Origin of the sequence: Clostridium gasigenes, assembly GCF_017348895.1 — a bacterium.
Taxonomy (GTDB): domain Bacteria; phylum Bacillota; class Clostridia; order Clostridiales; family Clostridiaceae; genus Clostridium; species Clostridium gasigenes.
The window spans coordinates 2,010,484-2,032,695 of the sequence record NZ_CP071376.1; the positions used below are offsets into that span (position 1 = coordinate 2,010,484).

At 28.0% G+C, this 22,212-nt stretch carries 21 protein-coding genes; 19 read left to right on the plus strand and 2 right to left on the minus strand.

The annotated features are described in order from the left end of the window. Positions 1 to 12 precede the first annotated feature (12 nt). The 8 genes from J1C67_RS09470 (at position 13) to dltC (ending at position 8,955) form a co-directional block, all read left to right on the plus strand. Complete coding sequence (locus tag J1C67_RS09470) at positions 13 to 966, plus strand: UDP-3-O-(3-hydroxymyristoyl)glucosamine N-acyltransferase (protein WP_167867359.1); 954 nt, start codon at positions 13 to 15, stop codon at positions 964 to 966. Continuing rightward, positions 967 to 1,917, plus strand: coding sequence for a glycosyltransferase family 2 protein (locus tag J1C67_RS09475; protein ID WP_167867360.1), 951 nt, complete (start codon positions 967 to 969; stop codon positions 1,915 to 1,917). It abuts the gene before it with no gap. 103 nt (positions 1,918 to 2,020) lie between these two features. Continuing rightward, positions 2,021 to 3,214 (plus strand): DegT/DnrJ/EryC1/StrS family aminotransferase, encoded by a 1,194-nt coding sequence (locus tag J1C67_RS09480; protein ID WP_207253595.1) that lies wholly within the window; start codon positions 2,021 to 2,023, stop codon positions 3,212 to 3,214. Positions 3,215 to 3,316: 102 nt separating this feature from the next. Then, positions 3,317 to 4,495, plus strand: coding sequence for a DegT/DnrJ/EryC1/StrS family aminotransferase (locus J1C67_RS09485; RefSeq protein ID WP_167867361.1), 1,179 nt, complete (start codon positions 3,317 to 3,319; stop codon positions 4,493 to 4,495). 83 nt (positions 4,496 to 4,578) lie between these two features. Continuing rightward, a complete protein-coding gene (dltD, locus tag J1C67_RS09490; RefSeq protein WP_167867362.1) occupies positions 4,579 to 5,766 on the plus strand; it encodes a D-alanyl-lipoteichoic acid biosynthesis protein DltD in 1,188 nt (395 codons plus the stop codon). Between the two features lie 187 nt (positions 5,767 to 5,953). Beyond that, complete coding sequence (dltA, locus tag J1C67_RS09495; RefSeq protein WP_167867363.1) at positions 5,954 to 7,468, plus strand: D-alanine--poly(phosphoribitol) ligase subunit DltA; 1,515 nt, start codon at positions 5,954 to 5,956, stop codon at positions 7,466 to 7,468. Then, positions 7,468 to 8,625, plus strand: a complete 1,158-nt coding sequence (dltB, locus tag J1C67_RS09500; RefSeq protein ID WP_167867364.1) for a D-alanyl-lipoteichoic acid biosynthesis protein DltB — start codon at positions 7,468 to 7,470, stop codon at positions 8,623 to 8,625. The genes dltA and dltB overlap by 1 nt, the downstream gene beginning before the upstream one ends. A 102-nt stretch (positions 8,626 to 8,727) precedes the next feature. Beyond that, positions 8,728 to 8,955: a D-alanine--poly(phosphoribitol) ligase subunit DltC gene (gene dltC, locus J1C67_RS09505; RefSeq protein ID WP_167867365.1), complete on the plus strand. Its 228-nt coding sequence runs from the start codon at positions 8,728 to 8,730 to the stop codon at positions 8,953 to 8,955. A 78-nt stretch (positions 8,956 to 9,033) separates the two neighbouring features. Here dltC and J1C67_RS09510 read toward each other — a convergent pair whose 3' ends face one another. After that, positions 9,034 to 9,864 (minus strand): Cof-type HAD-IIB family hydrolase, encoded by an 831-nt coding sequence (locus tag J1C67_RS09510; RefSeq protein WP_167867366.1) that lies wholly within the window; start codon positions 9,862 to 9,864, stop codon positions 9,034 to 9,036. A gap of 246 nt (positions 9,865 to 10,110) precedes the next feature. Beyond that, positions 10,111 to 10,686 carry a sigma-70 family RNA polymerase sigma factor gene (locus J1C67_RS09515; protein ID WP_167867367.1) on the minus strand — a complete coding sequence of 192 codons (576 nt, stop codon included), beginning with the start codon at positions 10,684 to 10,686 and terminating at the stop codon, positions 10,111 to 10,113. A 516-nt stretch (positions 10,687 to 11,202) separates the two neighbouring features. On the opposite strand from J1C67_RS09515, the gene J1C67_RS19440 reads away from it, so the two are divergent. The 11 genes from J1C67_RS19440 to J1C67_RS09575 all read left to right on the plus strand — a co-directional run bounded on the left by J1C67_RS19440 (position 11,203) and on the right by J1C67_RS09575 (position 22,210). Further along, the gene (locus tag J1C67_RS19440; protein ID WP_244980271.1) at positions 11,203 to 12,246 is read left to right on the plus strand and encodes a conserved phage C-terminal domain-containing protein; all 1,044 of its coding nucleotides are present in this window, start codon (positions 11,203 to 11,205) and stop codon (positions 12,244 to 12,246) included. Positions 12,247 to 12,334: 88 nt separating this feature from the next. After that, entirely contained in the window at positions 12,335 to 12,925 is a 591-nt protein-coding gene (locus J1C67_RS09530; RefSeq protein ID WP_244980272.1) for an ATP-binding protein, read from the plus strand. Positions 12,926 to 13,291: 366 nt separating this feature from the next. After that, complete coding sequence (locus J1C67_RS09535) at positions 13,292 to 13,972, plus strand: YveK family protein (RefSeq protein ID WP_207253587.1); 681 nt, start codon at positions 13,292 to 13,294, stop codon at positions 13,970 to 13,972. 206 nt (positions 13,973 to 14,178) lie between these two features. Next, positions 14,179 to 14,856 (plus strand): YveK family protein, encoded by a 678-nt coding sequence (locus J1C67_RS09540; RefSeq protein ID WP_167867368.1) that lies wholly within the window; start codon positions 14,179 to 14,181, stop codon positions 14,854 to 14,856. A 14-nt stretch (positions 14,857 to 14,870) separates the two neighbouring features. Next, a complete protein-coding gene (locus J1C67_RS09545) occupies positions 14,871 to 15,527 on the plus strand; it encodes a CpsD/CapB family tyrosine-protein kinase (protein ID WP_167867369.1) in 657 nt (218 codons plus the stop codon). Next, on the plus strand, positions 15,527 to 16,294 hold the full coding sequence (locus tag J1C67_RS09550) for a tyrosine-protein phosphatase (protein ID WP_167867370.1): 768 nt from the start codon (positions 15,527 to 15,529) through the stop codon (positions 16,292 to 16,294). Before J1C67_RS09545 ends, J1C67_RS09550 begins: the two co-directional genes overlap by 1 nt. Positions 16,295 to 16,321: 27 nt before the next feature. Next, complete coding sequence (locus tag J1C67_RS09555) at positions 16,322 to 18,163, plus strand: polysaccharide biosynthesis protein (protein ID WP_167867371.1); 1,842 nt, start codon at positions 16,322 to 16,324, stop codon at positions 18,161 to 18,163. Between the two features lie 23 nt (positions 18,164 to 18,186). Continuing rightward, entirely contained in the window at positions 18,187 to 18,783 is a 597-nt protein-coding gene (locus J1C67_RS09560; protein WP_167867372.1) for a sugar transferase, read from the plus strand. A 27-nt stretch (positions 18,784 to 18,810) separates the two neighbouring features. Beyond that, positions 18,811 to 20,016, plus strand: coding sequence for a glycosyltransferase family 4 protein (locus J1C67_RS09565; RefSeq protein ID WP_167867373.1), 1,206 nt, complete (start codon positions 18,811 to 18,813; stop codon positions 20,014 to 20,016). A gap of 16 nt (positions 20,017 to 20,032) precedes the next feature. After that, positions 20,033 to 21,088: a polysaccharide biosynthesis protein gene (locus J1C67_RS09570; protein WP_167867374.1), complete on the plus strand. Its 1,056-nt coding sequence runs from the start codon at positions 20,033 to 20,035 to the stop codon at positions 21,086 to 21,088. Positions 21,089 to 21,103: 15 nt separating this feature from the next. Further along, positions 21,104 to 22,210 carry a capsular polysaccharide biosynthesis protein CapF gene (locus J1C67_RS09575; protein ID WP_167867375.1) on the plus strand — a complete coding sequence of 369 codons (1,107 nt, stop codon included), beginning with the start codon at positions 21,104 to 21,106 and terminating at the stop codon, positions 22,208 to 22,210. The last annotated feature ends 2 nt before the right edge of the window (positions 22,211 to 22,212 follow it).

The following is a 22,212-nucleotide window of genomic DNA, read 5'->3' on the forward strand; positions in this document are numbered from 1 at the left end:
GAGAATATTATAATGAAAATTATAAGTTCACAAATAATAAATATGCTTGGATATGTAGATATAATCCAAAATGAAGATATAGAAATAAATGGAGTATCAACTATAGGAAATATTAAAAAAAATACTATAATATTTTTCAAAAAATATAGTGAAGAACTTGCAGAAATAGTTAACAATATAGAAAACTGTTTTATAATATTAAAACAGGAATATAAAAGTAAAATAAAATTTGGAAAAAATACTTATGTTTTTGCAGAAAATCCTAGATACGAGTATGCAAGAGTGGTTAATGCAGTTTTGAAAAATGAAGAAAAAAATAAAATGAATATTCAATTAATAAATGGATCTTATATATCAGAATTCTCAAATATACATGAAAGTGTTTTTATTGAACCTACATGTTATATAGGTAATAATGTTAAAATAGGGAAGAATACTATTATTATGGCTGGAGCTAAAATAAAAGATAATGTAACTATAGGTGAGAATTGTATAATAAGAGAAAATTGTGTTATTGGAGGATTTGGTTTTGGGTTTGAAAAAGATAAATCTGGAATCAACTATAGAATACCACATATTGGAGGAGTAATAATAGAAGATAATGTTGAAGTTGGAGCAATTACAACAATATGTTCAGGAACTATTAATCCTACTATAATAAAGAATTATGTGAAAATAGATGATCATGTACACATTGCACATAACTGTGTTATTGGAGAAAATTGTACAATAACAGCTTGTGCTGAAATTAGTGGAAGTTGCATAGTTGGCAAAAACACGTGGATTGCACCAAACACATCAGTAATAAATGGAATAACAATTGGAGAAAATGTAACTATAGGAATGGGAGCTGTAATTAATAAATCCGTAAATAACAATGAAGTTATGGTAGGGTCACCAGCAGAACCATTAGAAGATGCTAAAAAATTTAGAAAAATTAAAATTAAAATGATGAGTGAGGTATAAATGGTGGAATGTACAATAATAATAGCTACTTATAATGAAGAGAACTTTATAGAAGAATGTATTAGAAGTTTAGAAAATCAGACATACTCAAAAGATAAGTATCAAATATATATAATTGATGGCGAATCTAAAGATAATACTACTAAAGTAGTAGAGAAGTTAATGACTGAATATAGCAATATAAAATTATTCAATAATCCTAAGAAAATACAAGCAGTAGCTTTTAATATTGGATTAAATAATTCAGAAACAGATTATTGCTTTGTTGTTGGAGCGCATGCCACATTTGATAAGGAATTTATAGAAAATAGCGTTATATCAATAAAAGAAAATGATGCAGTATGTGTGGGTGGAAAAGTTACATTTGATGCAAAAACTAAAATAGGACAATATTATGCATTAGCAAGAGGAACTTTATTTGGTGGTGGAACAGCATCATACAGATATTCAGATAAGAAACAATATGTAGATACAGCTAGTTTTGGTTGTTACAAAACAGAAAGCATGAAAAATGTTGGTGGTTACAATGAAGAGTTAGTTAAAAATCAAGATAATGATATTAATAAAAGAATTAGGGCGCAGGGCGGTAAAATGCTTTTTGATCCAAGTATAAAGTTTACTTATTTCACTAGAGATAACTATAAAGATATAAAAAAACAAATGTTTAACTATGGATATTGGGAATCTAAAGTTATAAAACAAGATCCAAAACAATTTAGTATAATAACAATGGTTCCGGTAGCATTTGTAATTTATAATATAATAGCAATATTATTAGCAGTTAAAACTATAGTACCTTTATTATTATGTTATGTACCATATTTATTGATATATACAATGTTTTATTTTAAACATGCAGCAGGAAAAAATCCTATAAAATTATTATGGATATATCTAACTATACATACCAGCATAGGAATAGGACTTATAAAGGGCTGTTTTACTAAATAAGTCATCATAAAACAAATTCAATATATACCACTACATTATTAAGGTGTATAATATATATTGGAAAATATAAAATAAGTTACAATTGGTGAAAGGAATGAATAAAATGGAAAATATAAGAAATATACCGTTTTCACCTCCAGATATAACAGAGGCAGAAATAACTGCTGTAGCAGATGTTATGAGATCGGGGTGGATAACATCAGGTCCAAATCTTGCGAAATTTGAAGATGAATTAGCAGTTTATTGCGAATCTAATAAAGCGGTAGCATTAAATAGTGCAACAGCGGCAATGGAGATTATATTAAAGATTTTTGATATTAAAGAAGGTGATGAGGTAATCACAACACCTTATACTTATACAGCTACTTCAAGTGTATCTATTCATAGAGGAATAAAACTTATTTATGTAGATGTTAAAAAAGATACATTTTTTATGGATGAAGATAAAATAGCAGAAGCTATTACAGATAAAACAAAGGCAATAATGCCAGTAGATTTTGCAGGAGTACCTTGTGATTTTGATGCGATTAAAAAAGTTTTAAAAGATATGAACAGAGAAGACATAATAATAATATGTGATTCTGCACATTCTTTTGGATCAAAATATAAAGGTGAAAAAGTTGGGTCACAATGTGATTTCCACACCTTTTCTTTCCATGCAGTTAAAAACTTTACAACAGCAGAAGGTGGAGCAATAACTTTTAATGATAATAACTTTAAAGGACAAGAAGATTTATTTAGAAACTTTAAAATTACATCATTACATGGACAATCAAAGGATGCACTAGAAAAAACAAAGCCAGGATCTTGGGATTATGACATTATAACAGATGGTTATAAGTGTAATATGACTGATATTACAGCAGCTATAGGAAGAGTTCAATTAACAAGATACCCAGAAATGCTAGTAAGAAGAAAAGAAATATTTGAAATATATAATAATATATTAAAAAATGAGGATTTTGCTATAACTCCATTTACAAAAGATGATAAGGGAACAGAAAGTTCATATCATTTATATACATTAAGAATAAAAGGGTTTACAGAACAGCAAAGAAATACTTTAATAATAAAAATGGCTGAAAAAGGTATTTCAACAAATGTACATTATAAACCTCTACCAATGTTTACTTTGTATAAAAACCTAGGATATAAAATGGAAGATTATCCAAATGCATATGCTCAATATATAAATGAAATAACATTGCCAGTATATAGCACATTAGCATTAGAAGATGCAAAATATATAGCTACAGAATTAGTGAAAATTACTAAGGAAATTTTATTAGTAAAATAATAAATCTAATATAGAATTTCATGTTGAACTAGATTTTGAAATTAAGTTCAGCATGGATGAATATAAATTAGACTAATTTATATGATTAAGGAGAGTAAAAACATGAATATACCTTTAATAGATTTAAAAGCTCAATATAACTCACTTGCAGAAGAATTAAATAAGGTAACTTTAGAAGTTCTTTCATCTGCTAACTATATAATGGGCACAAATGTTATAGAATTTGAAAAAGAATTTGCTGAGTTTGTAGGAGTAAAGCATGCTATATCAGTAGGAAATGGAACAGATGCTTTAATAATAGCCTTAAAAGCAATGGGAATTGGAGAAGGGGATGAAGTGATAACTTCACCATTCACATTTTTTGCAACTGCTGAAAGTATATCAGCAGTTGGAGCAACACCTGTATTTGTAGATGTAACAGCGGATACTTTCAATATAGATGTAACAAAAATAGAAGAAAAAATAACTTCAAAAACAAAGGCAATAATGCCAATTCATATATTTGGTCAATCTGCAGATATGGACGAAATAAATGAAATAGCTAAAAAGCATAACTTACTAGTAATAGAAGATGCATGCCAGGCAATAGGCGGAAAATATAAAGGTAGAAATATAGGTTCACTTGGAGATGTTTCATGTTTCTCATTTTTCCCAACTAAGAACTTAGGTTGTGCAGGGGACGGCGGAATGATAGTAACTGATAATGATGACTTAGCTATAATAATAAGAGCTTTAAGAACTCATGGAAGTGGAGAAAATGGACAAAAAGCTTATAATTTAATAAATGGAATTAAAGAAGAAGTAGCAAAAGCGGAAGGTGCAAATGATACAGTTTATAATCCTTTAAAATATTACAACTATTTAATAGGGTTTAACTCAAGATTAGATGCAATTCAAGCTGCAATACTTAGAGTAAAACTTAGAGAAATAAAGAACTGGAACTCAAAAAGAAGAGATATAGTTAATATATATAATGAAGAATTACAAAATGAAAGCTTAGTAACTCCAATATGTAAAGAGTGTAACGAGCATGTTTATCACATGTATATATTACAATCAGAAAATAGAGAAGATGTTCTAGAAAAATTAAAGAGTGCAGGGGTTGCAACTGGTGTTTATTATCCAGTACCATTGCATCTTCAAAAAGCTTATAAAAATTCAGGATACAAAGTAGGAGATATGCCAGTTTCAGAATATCTTTCACATAGAACTTTCGCAATACCAGTGTATCCAGAATTAACAAAAGAGCAAGTTAAATATATAGTAGACAGTATCAAATAATTAAATTAGTAACTATGGGGTGTAATAAATAGAATTAATTCAATTTATTACACCCCATAGGTGCTAGCCTAAAGGAGTAATAAATGAAAAAGTATAGATATTTTATAATTCCAATAATATGTACAATTATTTTTGCATTTGCATTTAATGTTATTTTAGATAAAAAATATGAAGAAGTAAAAGATAAAAAAGATTTAACAACCATAAAACATGATTATAATAATATAAATAGAAATAGAGGTGTGCTTCTTAAAGATGATATGCATAAGGAAGGTGATTTAATTTTACTAGGATCATCAGAACTATCATCGCAGGTATATCAAAATCCTATAAATATTTTCCCTTTTGAAGGAGCCGACTATGATGTAAGTATTTATGGAAGATCATATACACAATCATTACAACACACTGCAATATTAAGTAGTATAAGTGATTTAAAGAGTGATGATAAAATAGCGCTAATAGTTTCATCTCAATGGTTTGAACAACCGCTGGGACTAGCTGGAAGCGACTTTAGTGTGAATTTTTCTGAATTGCAATTCTACAAAATATTTAATAATGATAAAATAAGCAAAGAAAATAAAATAAAATATGCACAAAGAATATCTGAGTTATTAAAGAGTGGGGACCAGTTTGGAGAAGAAAGCATATATGCAAAGCTATACTCTGAAAATAATGTATTTTCTAAAATAGCATTAGGTTTGATAAAACCATATTATGCGACAAAAGAATATATGTTAGAAGTAAAAGATAAAGTTCAAACAATTAAGGGAACTAAAAATTTAGAAGATAAAAAAGATGTTAAGATAAAAAGCATTAATTGGCAAGAGGAAAATAGTAGGGCAGAAACAGAGGGTGCTAGCAATGTAACTAATAATGATATTAATGTTGATGATTATTACTATGATACATACCTTAAAGATGTATATGATCAACTTGAGGGTAGGTTGAAAAATGTAGACCTTTTAAGTTCTAAAGAAGTAGCAGATTATCAAACATTTTTAAACGTAAGTAGTGATTTAGGGGTAAAACCATTAATAATTTTAGCTCCTGTTAATGGATTATACTATGATTATCTTGGATTAACTAAAGAAAAAAGAGATTTATTTTATAATACTATAGAACAAATGGCTAAAGATAAAGGTTTTGATGTATTGAATTTACAAAGTAAAGAATATGATAAATATTACCTTCGAGATGTAATGCATTTAGGTTGGAAAGGATGGATTAATATAGATGAAGAAATGTATAATTACTTTAATAAAGAATAAAAAAGAGTTATGGGATAGTATATTACTAACATTAATATTAATAGCAATGTTTTTGATATTTGCATTATCTACACTAAAGGACTTACCGTTTATATATAATCAATTTTAGAGAGTTAAAAAAGATAAGAAATTTTGGTGGGTTATTTATTTTATGAGGCTTAAGAAAGGTGATAAGGTGGAGGGAATTATGGAGATATTATATAAAATGAAAGAATATGCAAAGCAAGAACGTATAGCTATTAATTGTGAAGGAGAAGAATTAACATATAGAGAATTGGACAAGTTATCAGATGAAGTAGCTAGCTATTTTATAAAAAAGTATCCTAATGATAAAAGTCCTATTATAATTTGTGGAAATAAAGAAAATTTAATTTTAGTTTTAATGATGGGCGCTCTAAAATCAGGAAGAGCATATATCCCATTAGACGTAACATTTCCAGTAGAAAGAGTGAAACAAGTAATAAAAGAAGTTAATCCTAAAATAGTAATTAACCTTACAGATAGAGACTTAGAAGTTCCAAATGTTTATACAAAAGAGAACATAGAAGATATTATAGCTAAATATAGTGGAAATAAAGTTTCAGAAGATAATTGGGTATCTGGAGATGATAATTGTTATATATTATTTACTTCAGGAAGCACAGGAAAGCCTAAGGGCGTTCAGATAAGCAAAAATAATTTAGACTCATTTACAAAGTGGTTTACAGAGTATCTTAAAGTTGGAAATGAAAATACAGCTATATTAAATCAACCTTCATATTCTTTTGATTTATCTGTTATGCCTTTATATTTAGGATTATTAAATGGAAAGAAATTATTTAGTTTATCTAAAAAAACACTAGAAAATATGAGAGAAACCTTTGATGAATTAAAAAAATCTGATATGAGATTATGGATATCCACACCAGCATTTGCTTCATTGTGTATGCAAGATGACAGTTTTAGAAAAGAACTTATGCCTAATTTAGAGACTATGTATTTTATCGGCGAAGTTCTGCCACCTAAAACAGTTGCTTTATTAAGAGAAAGATTCCCAAATGTTAGAATTATTAATAGTTATGGACCAACAGAAGCTACTGTTGCAATAACAGCTATAGATATTACAGATGAAATATTAGAAGGTAATAAAGAATTACCAATAGGTTATCCAATGGATGGATCTATTATTATTGTTGTGGATGATAATGGGAAAGAAGTTCAAGATGAAGAAAAGGGTGAAATTGTAATACTAGGTAAGAGTGTAAGCAAGGGTTATTATTTAAATGATGAAATGACTAAAAAAGTATTCTTTGATAGAGAGATAGAAGGGGTTATGTATAGAGGATACAAAAGTGGAGATATGGGATATTATAAAGAAAATATACTTTATTTTTGTGGAAGAAAAGATTTTCAAATAAAGCTTAATGGTTTTAGGATAGAGCTTGAAGATATAGAAAATAATTTGAGAAAAGTAACTAACATTAAAAATACAGTTGTATTACCAGTAAATAAAGAGGGTAAAATATCACATTTAGTAGCTTTTGTTATATTAGAAAAGGAAAATACATTAAGTAATTTAAAAAACACTCTAATTATAAAAGAAGAACTTAAGAAATATTTACCAACATATATGATTCCTAGAAACATGAAGATTATGAAGGAGTTTCCGGTAAATAGCAACGACAAAGTTGATAGAAAGAAACTTATGGAGGAAATTAAATAATGAAATTAGCGCAATATGGAGATTATCTATACCTATATATATTACTATTATCATTTATTCCTGCAATAATATTAGGAATTAGACAAAAAAGCATTAAATCTTATGGAGTAATTATATCCATATTAATGGTGGGTTTAATAGTAGGTAATGGAAGGTTTAATTTAGTACTATTTATTATGTTTATAGTAGGAGAGTTTTTTGTAATATATGCTTATTTAAACATAAGAAAAAAAACAGACAATAAAATAATATATTACATAGCATTGCTATTATCAATGTTACCTGTAATAATAACAAAGCTATCTACATTTGTTAGCTTTGGGCCAATAGGATTTATTGGGTTATCATACCTTAACTTTAAAGCTATACAAATGATAATCGAAATATATGATGGGGTAATAAAAGATGTAAAGTTTTCAAGCCTGGTATACTTCTTTTTATTCTTCCCAACATTAAGTTCAGGTCCTATAGATAGGTTTAGAAGATTTGAAGAAAACTTAGAAAAACCAATTGCAAAAGATGAGTATATAAATGATTATTTATATACAGGTATTAAAAAAATAGTTATAGGTCTTGGATACAAATTTGTATTAGCATATATAATAAATACTTTCTGGATGGTGAAAATTCCAGCAGATATAACATTCGTAAATGGATTAAATTATATGTATGCGTATAGTTTATACTTGTTCTTTGATTTTGCAGGATATAGTTCTTTTGCAGTAGGAACAAGTTATATATTAGGTATTAAAACACCAGATAACTTTAATAAACCTTTCTTAAGTAAAGATATGAAAGAGTTTTGGTCTAGATGGCATATATCATTATCAAGATGGTTTGGAGATTATTTATACTCTAGAATAGTATTAAGCTCAATGAGAAAAAAGAGATTCAAAAGTAGATTTACAGCATCTCATTTTGCACAAATGATAACAATGCTAGTAATGGGTATATGGCATGGCCTAGAATGGTTTTATATAATATATGGGTTATATCAAGGTAGTGTATTAGTACTTACTGATATATTCCAAAGAAAATCAAAATTCTACAGGAAACATAAAAAAGAAAAATGGTTCCAGTGGACACAAATTGCTATAAACTTTAATGTGGCATGCTTTGGATTATTTTTATTCTCAGGTTGGATTTTTAGAGGTTAATTTTTATAAGTCACTTGAAAAAAAATACTAGCATATTAGCATGATATTTTTTGAAGATGACTAAGGCATCATAAAGTAATAAAAAATTAGGAGGAATTTACAATGCAAGATAAAGTATTAGATATTTTTGAGGAAGTAACAGGAACAGATGAGATAAGAGAAGAGTTAGATTTAGATCTTTTTGAAGCGGGTCTTTTAGATTCATTAGGAATAATTGAAGTTCTATTAAAAATCGAAGAAGTATTTGGAATAAAGCTTCAACCAACAGATTTAGAAAGAAGTGATATGGCAACTGTTAATAGTTTAGTAAGTTTTTTAAGTAAAAGATAATATATATAAAGCCCCCTGAGGTGTAATAAATGGAACTAATTCCATTTGTTACACCTCAGGGGGATTTAATTTGCTTAATTAGAAGCAAAACTTTTCTATAGCTTTAGCTACTCCAGAGTTATTATTTGTTTCTGTAATAAAATCAGCTTCTGATTTTAGAAGATCCATAGCATTACCCATGGCAACGCCCATGCCTGCAAATTGAATCATAGATAAGTCATTTTCAGAATCACCTATACATATAACCTCATCTTTAGTTATTCCAAGTCTTTTGGCTAACATTTTAGCTGCATTACCTTTTGAAGAATCTTTTTGCATAATTTCAAAGTTATTTACTCCAGAACTTACAATGTGAAGAAAATCACCAAAAGTCTTAGTAATTTCGGTTCGAGCATTTCTGAACCCCTCTAAATTACCATCTTCACCAACAAAACATTTTAAAATTTTGCCTTCAAATTTAGAAATACCATCTTTTATATCATCAAAAACAAGAAAGTTAACCTTAAATTCATTAGGAACAATTTTGTTAGTTATTTTATAAGAATGAGTTTCAGGAATTTCATATGAGGTAAAAATAGTATCCCCAGTTGTAAAATTAGCCTTTAAATTATGTTTTTTTAATATTTCTGCACAGCCAATTAAAATGTCAGAAGGAATAGGATTGTTATAAATAACATTTCCATCACCACTATCCTTAATAGAAGCTCCATTAGCAGTTATTATAGGTGCATCAATGCCAACAATTCCAGAATAATATTTAGCAGAAGCGTAAATTCTACCTGTAGTTATAGCAATATGTATTCCCATTTCAGTAGCCTTCTTCAAAGCCTTAATATTATCATCGCTAACCTGGTTATCAGTATTTAATAATGTACCATCCATATCAATACAAATTAATTTATATTTCATAAGTTATTTCCTCCTAAAAGATCATTAGTAAATTTATTAATATAATTTTCTTTATGATTAAGTTTATTATACCATAGTAGACATCTTAAAAAACATAACAAGACAATATGCGTTAGTCTATTTTGTACCTTGAAATATGGTTTAATGCACTTTGAAAAAAATATCTGAATTTAAAACTATTTTTTTGAATATGAATTAGGAGTCCTAGGAGTATTAACTCTTAGGGCTCTTTGCTATTTTGATAGCCTAATGAAGAGATGACTTTAGATTTTTTAATGCTCGTTTTTTTAGGCTTGTACAATAGTAGTAATCTTTTCCCTTTAATTGCGCATACTTAGATAGATATTGTTTATTGTCATTTGAATCATTTAAGTATAAAAAGCTTATTAGTTCTAATTCTTCTTTATCTAAGAGTTGTAGCCCAAACCGTAACTCTTTTAAAGTTACGGTTTTAAAAACAATGTCTTCTACAGTTTCTTTTGATTCAATAAGATCTATAGATTCCATATCATCTCCCATTACAATGTTTAAACTAAGGCACTGGCTATGTCTAATCTCATTTCTACATAAATAATTAAAGTTATTTTTAATAGCCCAAAAAATATAAGCATTAAAACTTTCAATTCCTTTGTTTATATCAAAACTATTTATTGCTTTTAGAACTGATTGTACACCAGTTTGGACAAGGTCTTCAAAGGTATAGCCATTTAAGAAGATTGATTTAGTTTGATGAATTATTAAGCCGTAATATTTAGCAACTAACTTTTCTTTTGATTTTTCATCTCCATTTTTAGCAAGTATCAACAATTCGATAACTTCCATATAAAAATTTCGCCTCCAATTATAAATAAATACAGATAAACTCTTTCTTAATAAATTTGTTAATATTTTCATTATAAAGACATTGCACAATGAGAACATATGTTCTATAATTTATATGATACAAGTTTTATTAAGTAAAATCAAGAAAAAATTGAGAAAAATATTTTTTTCCATTTATAAAATACCTCCTTAAAAATTTACTCTTATACTTAAAGATATGCAGTAAATTAACTTTTTGAAAAAAAAATTAAATTATTGAAAAAAATATTTGAAAGATTATTATTTTCAGTTATTTAAGAAGTTTTAAATAGGTGTTTGGAAAACTTAAAGCAGGTATTTCGAAAACTTAAAGGGGGCATTTCGAAAACTTAAAAGATAATAATACAAGTTAATAATACAAGTTAATATATTTTAGATATATTGTCTTTTAAATTTATAATATTAAAAAATATTAGCTTTTGAGAAAATAAAAAACTGAAATACTAAGAAATAAAAAACTAAAGGGAGTGGATGTTAGTGGAAAGAGCATTTAAAGGCATTTGGATTTCAAGTGAATTATGGTTGAAAAAAGATTTAACACTTATAGAAAAGGTTTTTTTAGTGGAGATATCATCTTTAGATGGGGTGGCAGGGTGTTATGCAAGAAATGATTATTTTGCAAATTTCTTTGATTTAAGCAAATCTAGGTGCTCTACAATAATTAATACACTAAAGAAAAAAGGATATATTATCATAAATTATATTTACAAAGAAGACAGGAAAACTGTAGAACGTAGAGTTATAAAGGTTAATGAAAATATGATAACAAAAAAATCAGTTAAGAAAAATGAAAATATGAAGCAGGTCAATGAATCGATAGATCTTGAGGAATTAGGAATTATAGATCCAGTAGTGCAAATAGCTAAAGAAACATCAGAAACTGAAAGCGTAGCAGGAACACAGTTAGGACTATGTAAAGAAAATTTGGGACAAGCTACTAGAGTCGACAGAACATCAGAGGAAATAGCAGGAACTGGATGTGAAGGTGAAACAGAAGAGAGCAGAGAGAAAAGTGGAGCCCCTGGAAGTGTAGAGACTAAAGAAGTTTCTTGCGGGGAAGTTATTGATTATTTAAATGAAAAATGCCACAAGAAGTATAGGTTAACAACTGGAAAAACTCAGAAATTAATAAATGCAAGGGTAAGGGAAGGCTTTTTTATAGATGACTTCAAAAATGTAATTGATAGAAAGTCTAAGTCTTGGTTAGGTTGTAGCATGGAAAAATATTTAAGACCAGAAACTTTATTTGGAACAAAGTTTGAAAGTTATTTAAATGAAAATAGCAGCAATGATGATAATAGCATTTGGAATAAAGATATTAACAGCTTTGATGATAATAACAATTCAAATAGAGAAGGGGGACGAGCTTGTGGAAAACAATATAAAACTTTTAGAAATGATAGAGAGGATAAGAAGAACACAGAAGTTAAACAACCAAGCAAATGGCTTAAAGGATGCGACAGAGCAAGTAGCATCCTTACAGACAAAGACAGGGAATGGGCAGAACGGGAACTTTTCTAAGAGATGTCCTTTATGTGATGATACTACTTGGATTGAGTATATAAAAGATAAAAGAAATTGTGCTTATAGATGTGAATGTTACAATAAAATGCAAAATGATAAAAATCATGGGTGGAAGGATGCTGGTTTAACTTTAGAAAGTAGTAAATTAAATTTTACAACTTTCAAACCTTGGAATGAAAAGGTAGAGACTATGAAAAATACTGCAGTAAATTATTTTAAAGATTTTGATAGTATTAGAGAGAGAAGATCAAACTCAATAATATTTTGTGGAAATCCAGGTTGTGGAAAAACACATTTATCTATAGCAATTGCAAACAACTTAATTAGGAAAAAGAAAAAAGTTATATATATGCCTTACAGAGATATAATTATGGGCATAAAACAAAACATTTTAGATTCAGAAATATATAACAATACATTAAATAAATACAGAAAAATAGAAGTGCTATTAATAGATGATCTATTTAAAGGTCAAAGAACTCAATCGGAGCTAAATATAATCTTTGAAATTATTAACTATAGGTATATGAATAATCTACCTATGATAATTTCAACAGAATTAACAATATCGGATATTATAAAGATAGATGAAGCTGTTGGAAGTAGGATTTACGAAATGATAAGAAGTTATACAGTAGAAATAATAGGAATAGAAAATAATTATCGCCTTAAATAATATATAACAAATAATAAAATGAACAAAGTGTTAACTTTTAACTTATAAGAATGATTTAATAGAAAAAAACACAATTAAATTAAAAAAAAATAGATTTGCAAGATGAAAACAATAACAATACAAAAAGCGACAATAAGTAAAAGGACTAAAGTCCTTTTGTAAATAAAAAAACAATTTTATTTAATAACTAATTTAAAATATAGAATATAAATACATTTTTTAAAAAAATCAAATTTTTTTAAAAATATAAAATAAATTAATTTGAAATAATTCCAATTTAAACTAATTATCTCAAAAACAATTATTTTAATTTATGTTATAATGAATATCATTGCAATTAAACATATGAGAATTTTAGGGGGAATTATGAAAGAAAATATAAATATACAAGAACTTTTAGATACTTTAAAAAAAAGGTGGAAATTAATACTTATATGTACCCTAACAGCAACCTTGTTATCTGCAATAGGAACATTTTTCTTGATTAAGCCACAATATGAAACCGGTACTAAAGTGTTTATAGGAAAAGAAGAAACAAAAGCTAAAGTTAAAGATTATGATAATAATGAGGTAATTATGTATCAAAAACTTTTGAAAACATATTCTGAAGTTATTAAAACAAAAGATTTAGCTAAGGCAGCAATTAAAGACTCAAATGTTGATATAAAGCCAGAAAAACTTTTAAGCAACTTAACTATAGTTCCACTAGCAGACACTCAAATATTACAAATAAAGTTTAAGAGTGAGATGCCAAATGACGCAAAAAAAATAGTAAGTGCCATTACAGACCAATTTATAGAGTTATCTAGTGAATTAGTTCCTAATGGAAATATTCAAATATTAGAAGATGTACAAGTTCCTAAAAATCCAGTTAGTCCAAATAAAAAAATGAATATTGCAATTGCAGTTTTACTTGGATTAATGGTAGGGTTAGGACTAGCATTTTTATTAGAATTTTTAGATGATACTTTTAAATCAAAAGATCAAATGGAAAGAGAATTAGAAATAGCAGTTATAGGGGTTATACCAAATATAGATGAAGATTAGAAAGATTAAGTAGTCACTATTATTATTAAGATAATTATAAAAAATTAAAGATTCTATGCAAATTATAAAGAGTTGTTTGTGTTTGAATATATTTGTCTAAATTTGCGAAAATATATGTTGTAAATGTACAAAAATATAAGTATAGATGTTATAATGAAAGAAATATAAAAGAAAATTGAAGAAAATTAAACAGGAGAGTGAAAATATTGGAAGAAGAAGTAATAAGAATTGGTGACTTAATAGAAGCATTGAAGAAAAGATGGATAATGATAGTTTTAATTACTTTAATAGCTACATTAATATCTGGGCTAGTAAGTTTCTTTTTAATTAAGCCACAATATGAAGCCAGCACTAAAGTTTTTATAGGTAAAGAAGAAGGCAAAGGCGAAGCTTATAATAGTAATGATATACAAATGTACCAAAAACTTATGAAGACATATTCAGAAACAATAAAAACTAAGGATTTAGTAAATAGAGCTTTAGAAAATGTTAGAACAGATTTGAATGAAGGTGATGTACTTGCAGGAATAACAGTTGTTCCAGTTGCAGATACTCAAGTTTTACAAATAAAATTTAAGACTGGTAACAATTATGATGCTAAGCAAATAATTGAAGCAGTAACAGATGAATTTATAATTACTTCAAAACAATTAGTTCCAAATGGTAACATAAGAATTATTGAAACTGTAGAGCTTCCAGAAAATCCAGTTAGTCCAAATAAAAAAATGAACATAGCAATTGCATTTATTTTAGGGTTAATGGTAAGCATGGGCTTAGCTTTCCTTTTAGAATTCTTAGATAATACATTTAAAAGCAAAGATGAACTTGAAAGAATGTTAGAAATACCAGTTTTAGGTGTTATACCAAATATAGATGAAGATTAGAGGAGGAAGAAGATATGTTTATAGTAGAAACAAAGCCAAAATCAATAGCAGCAGAAAGCTATAGAACTTTAAGAACAAACCTTCAATATTCTTCATTTGATAAAGAATATAAAGTAATTGTTGTTACAAGTTCAGAACCCGGTGAAGGGAAAACTACAACAGCAGGAAACCTTGCAATGTCTCTTGCCCAAGGGGAAAAAAAAGTTATTTTAATAGATTGTGATTTAAGAAAACCAAGTTTACACAAAAGGTTTAAAATATCAAATATTATGGGGTTATCAGATGTTCTTATAGGAAGAGAAGTTATAGAAAATGCAGCAACAAGATATAAGAAAAATATAACTGTTTTAACATCAGGAAAAATACCACCAAACCCATCAGAAATGTTAGGTTCAAAAGCAATGACAGCACTGCTTAGTGAACTTCAAGGAATATTCGATTATATTATTTTAGATACTCCACCTATTCAAGCAGTAACAGATTCGCAAATATTAGGAGCAAAAGCAGATGGTGTAATACTTGTGGTTAAAGCAGAAAAAACAAAAAAGGAATCAGTTCAAAATTCAATTAACTTACTTAAAAAAGTTAATGCACATATAATTGGAACTGTTCTTAATGGTGTAGATAATAAAAGAAATAAGTATTATTACTATTATGGAGAGAAAAAGTAATGGTAGATTTACATTCACACATAATATGGAATATAGATGATGGATCAAAATCAAAAGATATGACACTTAATATGCTTAAAATAGCCAAAGCAAATGGAACAACTAAAATAGTAGCCACGCCACACTTCTATAGAGGAGTGTGGGAAGCTTCATCTGCTGAAGTTCGCGAAAGATTAGAAGATGTTAAAACTCTTGCAAAAGAAAATAATATAAATATTGAAATATATAGTGGACAAGAAGTTTACTACTCAGAAAATATTTTAGACCATTATAATGAAGGATTTATAAGCACAATAAATGATTCGAGATATATGTTAATAGAGCTTCCAATAAAAGAGTTTAACATTTCGGAAGTTGTAGATAATATATATGAGTTGCAATTAAAAGGACTCGTACCAATACTTGCACATCCGGAACGTTATATTCCATTTATAAAGAATCCAATATTAATAAATAAGTTTATAAAAGAAGGATTCCTATTCCAATTAAACTCAGGAAGTTTGGTGGGATATTTTGGGAAAGATGTGAAAAAAATAGCAGAAATGTTTTTAGAAAATAAATTGTATAGCTTTATAGGCTCTGATGGGCACAGAGATGAAAAAAGAGATACTAATTTAACTGATGGAATAACTGCGATAAGGAAGATTAGTAATGATTATGTAGATATATTTAAAGAAAATGGACAAGCGGCTATAGAAAATAAAGAAATAAGTTTTATGGGGAAGACAATAAAAGAAAAGAAAAAGAAATTTTTAGGGATTTTTTAAACACATTTCAAGTTAGGAGATGAAAACGTGGGGAAAGGTAAAAAAATAAAATGCTTGTTACTTATATTAATAGATATATTTTTAATCAATGTAGCTTATTTACTTAGTTTTTATATTAGATATGAATTTAATGTAAGATCGGAACATATTGATATATATATAAATACCTTACCTATAATTATAGCTATTTATGTTATAGCACTATCAATTTTTAAAATGTATAAAAGTATGTGGAGAATAGCAGGAATAGATGAAGTAATACATGGGGTAACAGCTTGTGCTTTGGCTGGTGCAACAAACTTTTTATTTATGGAACTATTACCGCATAGAGTTCCAAGGGTTGTAACAATGCTTGCATGTTTATTTATAATAATATTAATAATTGGATTAAGACTTTCTTATAGGGTTCTTGGAAGGCTTATAACATATGTTAATGCATTTAAAACAGATGGAAAAGAAAATGTGTTAATTATAGGAGCAGGGCATTATGCGCAAATTCTTATTGGAGAAATTAGAGGTGCAAAAGCATCACAATATAATTTAATTGGATTAGTTGATGATAATAAAAATAAAATTAATACATACTTAAATGGATTTAAGGTTTTAGGAAGTATAAATAATATTTTAGAAATAATATCTAAGAAACATGTAGATTTAGTTCTTATAGCAATTCCATCATTAGATGTTGAAACTAAAAAAGAAATAATAAATATTTGCCAAGAAGCTAAGATTAAAATGAAAATAATGCCAAGTGTAGGTGAACTTCTAAATGAAGAAGTTAGGCTTAATCAAATGAGAGATGTTGATTTAAGAGATTTACTTGGAAGACCAGAAATAAAGCTAGATAAAGATGGTATTAGTGAATATATAAAAGATAAAGTAGTATTAGTAACTGGTGGAGGGGGATCTATTGGATCGGAGCTTTGCAGACAAATATCTAAATTTTCACCAAAGAAGTTAATAATATTAGATATATATGAAAATAGTGCCTATGATTTACAAAATGAATTAACAAGAAATATGAAAGATTTAGATAAAGATGTTTTAATAGCATCTGTAAGAGATAAAAATAGGCTTGAAGAAATATTTGAAACATATAAGCCTCAAGTAGTTTTTCATGCAGCAGCGCATAAACATGTGCCATTAATGGAGTTTAACCCACAAGAAGCTATAAAAAACAATGTTGTTGGAACATTGAATTTAGCAGAATGTGCAGATGAATATGGAGTAGAAAGGTTTGTACTTATTTCTACAGATAAAGCAGTTAACCCAACGAATGTTATGGGAGCTACTAAAAGATTATGTGAAATGATAGCACAAGCGCTAAATAATAAAAGTAAAACAGAGTTTGTAGCAGTAAGATTTGGAAATGTCCTTGGAAGTAATGGGTCAGTTATACCATTATTTAAAAATCAAATTACAGCTGGTGGACCAATAACATTAACTGATGAAAACATAACAAGATATTTCATGTTAATTCCAGAAGCCGCGCAACTTGTGCTTCAAGCAGGGGCTTATGCAAATGGGGGAGAAATTTTTGTTTTAGATATGGGGAAACCAGTTAGAATATATGATTTAGCAGAAAATCTTATAAAACTATCAGGGCTTGAACCACATAAAGATATAAAAATAGAAGTAACAGGGCTAAGACCAGGAGAAAAACTATATGAAGAACTTCTTATGGATGAAGAAGGGTTAATAGAGACAAAACATGAGAAAATATTTATAGGAAAACCTGGTGAATTTGAAATAGAAACAATTAAGACGTTGATAGGTGAATTAGAAGAAATAAGTAGAACGGATAATAAAGAAAAACTAAGAAGTAAATTAGCAGAAGTAGTACCAACATACAAAAGAATAAGTAAATAGAAGTGAAAAAGGGAGGGGTAATAATGAAAAGAATTTTTGACTTTATAATGAGTTTGATAGCAATTATAGTTTTCTCTCCAGTAATTTTAATTGTATCAATATTAGTGAAAATTACATCAAAAGGACCAGTTTTATTTAAGCAAAGAAGAATAGGAAAAGATAATGTAGAATTTAAAATTTATAAGTTTAGAACAATGAGAATAGATACACCAAATGTACCAACACATTTATTAAATGATACAGATAGCTTTTATACACCAATAGGTAAAAGCCTTAGAAAAGTAAGTTTAGATGAATTACCCCAATTATTAAATATAATAAAAGGTGAAATGAGTATAGTGGGGCCAAGACCTGCGCTATATAGCCAATATGACTTGAAAGAAGCTAGAACTTCGATGGGGATTCATAAGTTAGTTCCAGGGCTTAGCGGATGGGCGCAGATTAATGGTAGAGATACAATAACACTAGAATCAAAAGTTAGATTTGATAAGGAATATTTAGATAAGAGAAGCTTTATGTTTGATTTGAAGATAATATTTTTGACTTTATATAGAGTTGTAAAAGTTCATGGTGTTACTGATGGAGCTATAGAAGAAAAAAAAGAAGAGTTATCAGTATAGAAAAAATAGAATAGGTTTGGTGAATGTATGAAAATATTAGTTGTAACGCAGTATTTTTGGCCAGAAGACTTTAGAATAAATGATATATGTGAAGGTTTAATTGAAAAGGGACATGATGTAGAAGTTTTAACTGGAATACCAAATTATCCTTATGGAAAATTTTATGAAGGGTATTCATTTTTAAAAAAAGGAAAGAGAGAACATAAAGGAATAAAAATAAAAAGGGTGCCTATAATACCTAGAGGAAAAGATGGATTTATAAAGTTAGCATTAAATTACATATCTTATACTGTATCAGCAAGCGTTGCTACAGTGGGGTTGTTGTTCAATAGGTATGATAGGGTATTTGTTTTTCAATTATCGCCTATAACTTTAGCTATTCCAGGAATTATAATATCAAAAATTAAGAAAATACCATCTACTATATATATACAAGATTTGTGGCCAGAAAGCTTATATTGTATAAAAGAAGTTAGTAGCGAGAAGGTTAAATCTATTCTTGATAAAATATGTATGAAAATTTATAATTCATTCGATAATGTATTAATTACATCAAATGGATTTAAGGATAAGTTAATTGATAGGGGGATGAAAAAAGAAAAGATAACCTATCTACCTCAGTGGGCAGAAGAGTTTTATAGAAAAGAAAATGAATATTATAATATGGAATTAGAAGGTGAATTATTAACAGTAACATTTGCTGGTAATATAGGAAAGGCACAAAGTGTAAGTACAATAATAGAAGCTGCAAAGCTAGCTAAAAATAATAAAAAAATTAAATGGCAGATTATCGGAGATGGAAGTGAATTTGAAAATATAAAAGACTTAGTTAAGAAGTATTCATTAGAAGAAACAGTTTATATATTAGGAAGAAAACCTGCCAAGGATATGCCAATGTATTTTTCAAAGGCTAATGGCTTAATAGTTACACTGGCTAGTGATGATATATTGAAAGCTACTTTGCCTGCAAAGGTCCAATCATATATGGCTGCAGGTAAACCAATAATAGCAGCAATTAGTGGTGAGGGTAATGACGTTATTAAACAAAGTTGTTGTGGATTAGTTGGTGAAGCAGAAGATTATAAAAAATTACACGAAAATGTTGTGGCTTTATATAATATGGGGAGCGATGAAAGGAAAAAACTTGGAAAAAATGGTGAAGAATTTTTTGAAGCTAATTTTACAAGAGAAAGATTATTAAATAAGTTAGAAACAATTATTATTACGCAATAAGGGGAGATATAATATTATGTTTAAAAATAAAATTTTATTAATAACAGGGGGTACAGGCTCTTTTGGCCATGCTGTTCTTGAAAGATTTATAAATACGGATATAAAAGAAATAAGAATTTTCTCAAGAGATGAGAAAAAACAAGATGATATGAGAAGAGTTATAAAAAGTGATAAGGTTAAATATTATATAGGTGATGTTAGAGATTTAGATAGTATTGATTATGCTATGAAAGGTGTTAACTATGTTTTTCATGCAGCTGCATTAAAACAAGTTCCATCTTGTGAATTTTATCCAATGGAAGCTGTAAAAACTAATGTAAATGGTTCTGATAACGTGTTTAAATCAGCTTTAAACAACAATGTAGAAAATGTTATATTATTAAGTACTGATAAAGCTGTTTATCCTGTAAATGCAATGGGAATTTCAAAAGCTATGGCAGAAAAAGCTATGATAGCAAGAGCAAGAACAGCAGGAAATGGTGAAACAGTATTCTGTGGAACTAGATATGGGAACGTAATGGCTTCAAGAGGTTCAGTTATTCCTTTATTTGTTGATTTAATGAGAGAAGGAAAAGATTTAACTGTAACAGATCCAAATATGACTAGATATATGATGTCACTTGAAGAATCAGTAGATTTAGTTTTATATGCTTTTGAACATGGACAGCAAGGAGATATATTTGTTCAAAAAGCACCAGCTTGCACAGTTTTAGAACTTGCAACTGCATTAAAAGAATTATTTAACTCAAAGGTTGGAATAAAGGTAATTGGAGCAAGACATGGAGAAAAGGCTTATGAAACTTTATTAACAAAAGAAGAGTTTGTTAAAGCTGAAGATAGAGGGAATTATTTTAGAATCCCTTCAGATAATAGAGGATTAAACTATGCTAAGTATTTTACAGAGGGAAATGAAGAGATAACTTATCAAGAAGAATATAATTCAGATAACACAAACAGAGTAAATGTGGAGCAAGTTAAAGAAATGTTATTAAAACTTTCTTATATTCAAGAAGAGTTAGCTAAATTTAATAAAGATGGTTTAATGGAAGTAGAAGCAGATAAATTAGTATAAAAAGAGGTGAAGACAATGAGAGTATTAATAACAGGGGCTAATGGATTTATAGGGAAAAACTTAGTTGAAAAGTTTAATGAATTAAAAGATTATGAAATAATTACTATAGATAAAGAAAATTCAAAAGAAGAATTAGTTAATGGTGTATTATCATCAGATTTTATATTTCATTTAGCAGGGGTCAATAGACCTAAAAATGAAAAAGAGTTTTTTGAAGGTAACACAGGGTTAACAGAAGAAATAATAAGTATCTTAAAAGATAATAATAAAAACACACCTATATTAATAACCTCATCTATACAAGCTGATTTAGATAATGCTTATGGGAAAAGTAAAAAAGGTGCGGAAGATGCTCTTTTAAATTATGGGGTTGAAAGTGGTGCAAAAGTATTTGTTTATAGATTACCAAATGTATTTGGTAAATGGTGTAGACCTAATTATAACTCAGCAGTAGCTACTTTCTGTCATAACATAGCTAGGGGTGAAGACGTAGTTATATCTGATTCAAGTATAGAAATGACTTTAGTTTATATAGATGATGTAGTTAGAAACTTAGTTAATACTATGAATAATAGGTCATCTAAGTCTGGATATGTTAGTGTAGATACAGAACATAAAATAACATTAGGTGAAATAGTTGATTTACTAAATTCATTTAAAGAAAGCAGAACAAATTTAATGATTCCTAACATGGGGAGTGAAATTACTAAAAAGTTATATAGCACTTATTTAAGCTATCTTCCAGAAGATAAATTTAGTTACCTATTAAAGATGAATGTTGATAATAGAGGATCATTTACGGAAGTTTTAAAAACTTCTGATAGAGGACAAGTGTCTATAAATATATCAAAACCCGGAATAACTAAAGGGAACCATTGGCACAACACAAAAAATGAAAAGTTTTTAGTTGTTAGTGGAAATGGAGTTGTTAGATTTAGAAAACCAGGTAGTGAAGACGTTATAGAGTATAGAGTAAGTGGAGAAAGGCTAGAAGTAGTTGATATTCCTGTAGGATATACTCATAGCATAGTGAATGAAGGTATTGCAGATATGGTAACAGTTATGTGGGTTAATGAAGTATTTAATCCTGAAATTCCTGATACAATTTGGTTGGAGGTTTAATT